We start from the raw sequence: 6,604 nt of genomic DNA on the forward strand, positions 1-6,604 counted from the left end.
AATGCGTCAAGATCAACCTCTTTGGAAGACAGGAGCGTCTTCAGGGTTTTAACGAGTTCTTTGCTCTCTGAAAGCTCTGATTCTTTCTTCTTGAGTGTATTAGTGAGTTTGCTGATCTCTTTATTTTGTTCTTCGATGGTTTTGTCTTGCTTTTGAATTGCTGCAGTTTGTTCTTTAATGGTTGCTTTCAGTTCTTTAGTGGTTAAGGTAAGTGTTTCGACTAATTGCCGCATAGCCGCGAGCTCAGCGTAAAGGAGCTCTAAGTTGACAGAACCGGTATCGTGCTGACTGAGTGGAAGGTCGCTATTTGTAATCTTAACTTCCATTGCAAATCCCTTCAGCATGCCCCGATTTCTGTGTGCGATATGTTACGGATTCACCAGTACTCTTGTCAAGAATTCCTGAAGGCCTAAAATAGGGGTTTAAGACCTAATACCGAATTTGTTAGGCAATATTCTGAATGTCCATACAGTGTATCGGTTTCAACACAAGTGTCAAACAATAGGCACAAGCGGAATCGGCTTGTGTAATCTATTGCGGAACAATGTCCGCCGTTGCTTAAAACCTTGGCTGTCATGGTACCTGATATTGAGGTATTTTATCTGACCGGATATCCGAGAACTTACTTTAACGGACGGAAAACCCGGCTCTGGTTAAGAGCCGGTCAGCACCTTATGAGCCACGGGCGAAGTTAAAATCTGAAGGGTTTTCTTAACCAGTTTCCGGTCTTGCCAGGATCCCTCTCACAGCTTATCAGGATCCCAGTTCGGATCTTCAGGTTTGCCGAAGCGGAGCTTCTTCTGCGGATCCACATCTTCAAGGTCAATCCAGATGTCTCCGTCCGATCTCATCACTCCGTCGCATACCGGCACAAATTCCTTGGTGTAGAGGGGGTATTCAAGCCAGCTCGGATCCTCGAACTTTATGAACCAAGCGTAGTAATCGTCAAGCCAGAGCACAAACCTTGCATCAGGGTGCTTCTCCCACAGCTTCTTAATGGTGGTCTTTTCTCCGCTCATTTTAAGCCTCCGTAACATTCTCAATTCCTTATCAAATCTGTATACATGATAACAATATTCGCGTTATATGTCAATAGATTTTAGTCTGATAATAACATAAAGTTATGGTAACAAATTTGAACATTTCATGCCTGTAATGATTCCGCTGACGGCGGGAACAGGCGGAATGAAACAGCAGTTTCATAAAGCCGCCGGAGATAGGGTGGTTTTAGCGCGAATCTACACCTGCCTCCCGCCGGAAAACAGGGATCAGCTTTTGTGGAAGAGGATGTATGAACGAATTGCCCGGCGGGGGGAAGTTAAGCCGGGCAGGGGACTGAGACTGCCGGAAGAAATACTTCACGCAAGATCATTTGCTTTCGGAATATCAGAGCTCTCGCAATCCGCTTTTACCGGAAAACCGCCCCAGGAATTGTGAGGGAACTGATTTATTCAGCTTCAGACTTCGCTGCAATTCCGTTAAAGGGTTCCGGCAAAGGTATTTTGGAGCCGTATTTGAAGAAGCATTCTGTCATAAATACAAAGAGACTGTCGTAGGAATCGCACATTGCATCCTCGGGGAATTTTGTCCTTATCTGAGTCCACAGCCTTTTTGACCAGATCCCTCTTTTTATGTACTCATGAGGCCGGAAGCCCAGAATCTCTCCTTTGGCGTTGTCCGGTCCCCATTTTTCCCGGAAGTTGATCCCCAGGTAAAAGTCCTTTTCCGAAGCAAAGCCTTTTTTCCGGTAGCGGTCATCAGACAGCAGGAAGGTGGTGCCACCGCCGCCGCAGGGCGCGATTTCAATATACTCGTTAGGATCCCGGGGCGTGGGGGCAATGTACCAGACGGCAATAAAGCGTCTGCTGCTGATGGCTTTGTTAGCGAACCAGAAGCAAAGCTGGGATGTGGATACCCGGGGTTTTACCGTGTCCCCGAATGTCTCCGTAACCAGCTTCACGAACCATTTCAGCCGTTCAAGCACTGCGGGATTCCGGCACTGCACCTTACTGAAGAAATCGTTGACGTCGGATGATTTTGAATTGTTCCCCTTTTTATTGGCTTCGATGGCTACGGAGTCCACGGAGGAAACGGTGGTAACCGCTGACATGCCCAGAAGCTCGGTCATTTTGGCAGGGAAGATTTCCGCATTGGGGCACAGGAAGCGGATCTTGTTTAACAGCCGGGAGACGTAAATGGCTCTGTTGGAAAGGTACAGGCTTTTCTGGCAGGCCCGGTACAGGATCTGTTCCCAGATTTCATCAAACTCGGAAAGAGCGCTGAGAGCTTCAGCCTTATCGGCGCTCAGGGGTTTAAGTCTGAAATCCAGCGCTGAAGCTTCGTCCCATTCCGGAAAATTCGATTCCTGTATCAGAAGGTCGTATATATCCGGATAGGCCACCTGAATGCACACCAGCCCGAAATTCATAGTCTTGTCTGCAACGGTCATATCCGCCTCTTTGATGCCGTGTTCTCTTTCCTTTTTGAGCTTTATCCGGTGCATGATGTCGATAAGGGAGAGACTGTTGAGAAGGCGCTTTATGGAACGCGGGTTGGTGCCGGTGGAAAGAAACACCATGTCAGCCAGAATCTCGGAGACCCGGAGCTTTTCTTCGCTGACCGTAAGCTGTTCCTGAAGCTCCCTGTGTGAAAACACGCCGATGTTTTCCACCGACTTTTCCACAAAACCAGTAATGTCGTAGGCTCCGACAGGCATGGAGAAGGGCATCTGGATGATCTTATCGAAGAAGGAGCGGTAGGCTCTTTCGTCCATCTGGGATTCCGCGCCGAACTTGGCTTTAAGGCCTTTAACCACCACCTCGTAGTCAATGGCCAGAACAAAAATGCAATTATCCACCTCAAAGAGGTTTTTAAGAAGCTCCAGGATATGCACCGCGTTTTCGGGCGGGATGCGGTCAAGGTCGTCAATGAAGAACATGAAGCCCTTTTTGCTGGTTTCCCGGAGCTCCCGATCCCTGGCCAGACATTGCCGGATCACCTCGGAAAACGCATCCCGGAATTCGCTGGGCCTGACCTCGTCAAGTTCTGCGTCCTGCAGTTTTTTGTCCCCGTTTACCACGCTGGCAAAGGTGTCAACGCCTTTGGCTCCGTCCAGCCCCATGGCATTGAGCCCAGCCTGGGCGGTGGCCTTTACCAGTACCACACTGGCTCCCTTGAGGAATGTAAGCGCCTTGTTTTTGAGATTTGACACCACTTCGGAATTCTTTCCGGATCGGCTTTCCAGGATTCGGCTGCAGGAAACGGTAAGTCCCTTGATGACGTTAACCAGAACGTCTTCCGGGCTTTTCATCATGGAGTATTCCCACATATTGACCCAGACCCCGTGAAATGGCTTTGCGGGATCCATCGCATCCGCATCATCGCAGAGCCGGGATTTTATCTGGTTCATGAAAGAGGTCTTTCCGGATCCCCATTCCCCCTGTATGGCGATGGTGGTGGGCATGCTGGCGGAGGACAGAAAGCTGCTTAAAGCATCAACATAATCGCTGACGCCCAGAAGGTCGTCTCCGCTGCCTTTAAGAGGGGAGTCGATGATGTTTGTGTATTTCATACCGGTTCCGTATTTCTGAGGATAAATTGCAAAATCGCTGACTGCGGCATGATTAACGGAAAAAGGGGCAGTCGGCAGTAACTCAGGGAGAAAGAAAGGGCGGTTTGGCCGCTGCTGAGTCTCCCTGAAAGATGCTTAAGAGCAAGATTGCGAGTCCCGTTTTTTCAGTTACGGGACTTCTGTTCTCTTGATCCGGAATTACCTTTTGGCAATATCAAAAGCCTTTTGAACAAGCCGCTGTTTATCATTTGTTGAAATATTGCTTTCATCAAGATCCTTCAGTAATTCATTTACCAATACTTCAACCTTTTCATGAATCTGCCTTTCTCTTTCATCCTCTCTTTTCTGATCGCTGAGCTTTGCATATAACTCGCTGTAATTCTGTAAAATGGCGCCAATGGCCAGATTCAGCAGCAAATATGCTCCGAAAATGAACCAGCAAACGAAATAGAAGCTGACAATCCAGGGCGGCGCATCTATCACCTTTAATTTCGAGGCAATAATCAAATTGCTTCTGTAGGTGCTCCACGACTGTTCGGAAATAACCTTAAGAAGACTGAACATGGATTCAGGAACAGTGCCAAACGGATCTATATTATCAGCTGTGAAATAATATGATGATTCCTTTACGAATTCGTGATATGCGTTCATGCGATCTGCTTTATAATCCGCGGCAGGCATTCTGAATAAACTCATGCCGATAATGCCAAAAACATACAGGAAGACCAGCATCAAACACATAATCCGATACAGAGAAATGACAGATTTCATGAGAATTTTAATAATAGTGCTCAACTCCTGATTAAGAGTTATAAATCGAGCAATTCGCAGCATTCTGACGACTCGGAGACACATCAGAATACTGTTCTCAAAAAATAATTTTTCTGGAATCAGACAGCTGGTGATAATGATAATATCAAATACCTGCAGAGGATCGGAAATGAATTTCTTAAAGGAACCGGATGCTAAATATCTAATGAGAATTTCAAAGCAGTAAATTGCGGTGCAAGTGTAGTCAAAATACTCAAGCCATGTACTTCTTTGAGTTAGCATAATGCCGGCAGAGATGGCATTAAATATAATCAGTATGCTGATAAATCCCTCAAATTTTGTAGTCAGGCGATGTTTTTCTTGATCTATGAACAAATAGATAAACTTCTTTAAACTTCTGAACATCTAACACCTTTACTAATTTTTTTTTATAATTTAATCAACATGCATAAGTGTGGCGCAAGGTACAGGATATTTTAAACAAGGCAATTATGTTTTCAGGACTGAATATCCCGTACCAGGTTGTTTATGAAAGAATATCCTTGATTAAGAAATGAAAAACAGCCGCAATCATGGCGTCCGCCTCCCTTTCAATGCCGGGAATGGTTATCGCATCAACGGGGCAAACCTTGTGTCCGACTCCCAGGCAGGCACTGTTCCCTGCAATTACAATACCGTTCTTAACATGGCCGATGCGCCTGCCAACACCGGGACATGCAGAATTTCCCTCAAAAATAAACCCGTTCTTAACATTGCCAATTCGTCTGCCCACACCAAGACATGCAGAATTCCCTTCAAAAATAAATCCGTTCTTAATGTTGCCAATTCTGGTGCGCTCATGATAAATAAACCCGCGATCAAACATAAACGGACATCTTGCCATGATGTACTCCTTACAACGATGGTGCAAAACACAAAAAAATTAACAATGATTTAAAATTTACTGAAAAATGCATCTCCTTGTTAAAGTCAGAATTCTATGGCTTCAACATTGGGATTGTTTGCTAATTGCAGCAGTTTATCAACCTGCTTCAGCGGGGTTTCCTTTACAATGTTCTGAATTGATTCCATGGCCTGGGAAACCACGTCCATATTATTGCTTTCGAGAGCCTTGTCCAAAGTTTTAAAAGTTTCCTGAATAACCTGACGCCTTTCCCCGAATGTATGCTCCAGATATGATTTAAGGAGATCCTTCTGCGCCTGTATTTTAGCGATGGCAACTTCCTTTTCAGCCTGAATGTTCACACGCTTGGTATTTTCTTCCAGGCTCAGCCTTTGATAATCCTTGTAGGCGCCAAACATCATTTCGCCGGCATCCCGCGTTTTAGGATCGGTTATAAGCTGGGCAAATTCAGATAATTTACTCATTGAAACTCCAAATAGCTAATTTTATAAAATATGTAATTATGAAATCATGAAATTATTATTTAATAAACAACGTAAATTCTGCTTTTATACACCAAAATACTCATTAAAGAAACACGATTTGCAGTTCTAATTTTGCTAGAATAATCATGTGCCAGTATTTACAGATATCTGAAAGATCTTGATGAATATAGATATTTATAAAACCTGTGTAAGTATTTTCTGGTGTTAGTAACTCTAGTAATTTAATTCCAGATATCCTGAACATTTAACTTTTAAATTTTCAACAGCACTGCCGTCTTTATTAATTACCGGTTCGTTTAAGACATCTTTGAGATTTTTTCCAATAATAAGCATACGTCTTAGTTTGTCTTGATCATTTAAGTTATAAACTTTATATTTCTCAAACATTTCTACAAGTTTTTCAATAACTGATGTTACTTCTTCGCAGTTTGTTCTGACACCGTCAAGTGTCACTGCTATTAACTGCATTTCTTCGCAGACCTTCTCGATTTCTGCCTCATATTCTTTTGCCTTGGTCAGATTTTTCTCAGTTTCTGCTGCAAATTTATAACCGGTGTAAGCAGCTAAAGCTACACCCCCGATTACTATCGCCGGCAGTATTACAGGGTACTTACTTACTGTTTTAGCAACATTTCCACCACCGATTCCTGTAACTGTCTTTTTCAGCCGAGCCAGATACCCTAGCGTACCGGCAGCAGGCGCTGCACCAGCCAGATTACAAATTTGTCCTACGTGTCGCTGATTCGTTAGTTTGTCCGGATTTTTGCTACCAGAAATTTCCTTAAAATCATTGATTTCTGCTCCAATTTTTTCCTGATTTTTCTGATTTTAGTTTGTCGCAACTATGTGCTCCGTCTTTGTCGGTACTGCATG

General features: G+C 44.3%; 7 protein-coding genes. All 7 read right to left on the reverse strand.

What is annotated here, in order from left to right; genetic code table 11:
• Nucleotides 1–326, reverse strand: a 326-nt coding sequence (locus tag ACJROR_RS06270) for a hypothetical protein (RefSeq protein WP_406546353.1), incomplete at its 3' end; no start/stop codon positions are given.
• A 417-nt stretch (nt 327–743) separates the two neighbouring features.
• Nucleotides 744–1,019, reverse strand: coding sequence for a hypothetical protein (locus ACJROR_RS06275; RefSeq protein ID WP_406546354.1), 276 nt, complete (start codon nt 1,017–1,019; stop codon nt 744–746).
• Between the two features lie 428 nt (nt 1,020–1,447).
• Nucleotides 1,448–3,571, reverse strand: coding sequence for a P-loop NTPase fold protein (locus ACJROR_RS06280; RefSeq protein WP_406546355.1), 2,124 nt, complete (start codon nt 3,569–3,571; stop codon nt 1,448–1,450).
• A gap of 198 nt (nt 3,572–3,769) precedes the next feature.
• Nucleotides 3,770–4,717: an ion transporter gene (locus ACJROR_RS06285; RefSeq protein WP_406546357.1), complete on the reverse strand. Its 948-nt coding sequence runs from the start codon at nt 4,715–4,717 to the stop codon at nt 3,770–3,772.
• A 151-nt stretch (nt 4,718–4,868) separates the two neighbouring features.
• Complete coding sequence (locus tag ACJROR_RS06290; protein ID WP_406546358.1) at nt 4,869–5,225, reverse strand: hypothetical protein; 357 nt, start codon at nt 5,223–5,225, stop codon at nt 4,869–4,871.
• 86 nt (nt 5,226–5,311) lie between these two features.
• A complete protein-coding gene (locus tag ACJROR_RS06295; protein WP_406546359.1) occupies nt 5,312–5,710 on the reverse strand; it encodes a hypothetical protein in 399 nt (132 codons plus the stop codon).
• A gap of 234 nt (nt 5,711–5,944) precedes the next feature.
• Complete coding sequence (locus tag ACJROR_RS06300) at nt 5,945–6,199, reverse strand: hypothetical protein (protein ID WP_406546360.1); 255 nt, start codon at nt 6,197–6,199, stop codon at nt 5,945–5,947.
• Between the last annotated feature and the right edge of the window lie 405 nt (nt 6,200–6,604).

The organism is Succinimonas sp. (genome assembly GCF_045225735.1).
Classification (GTDB): domain Bacteria; phylum Pseudomonadota; class Gammaproteobacteria; order Enterobacterales; family Succinivibrionaceae; genus Succinimonas.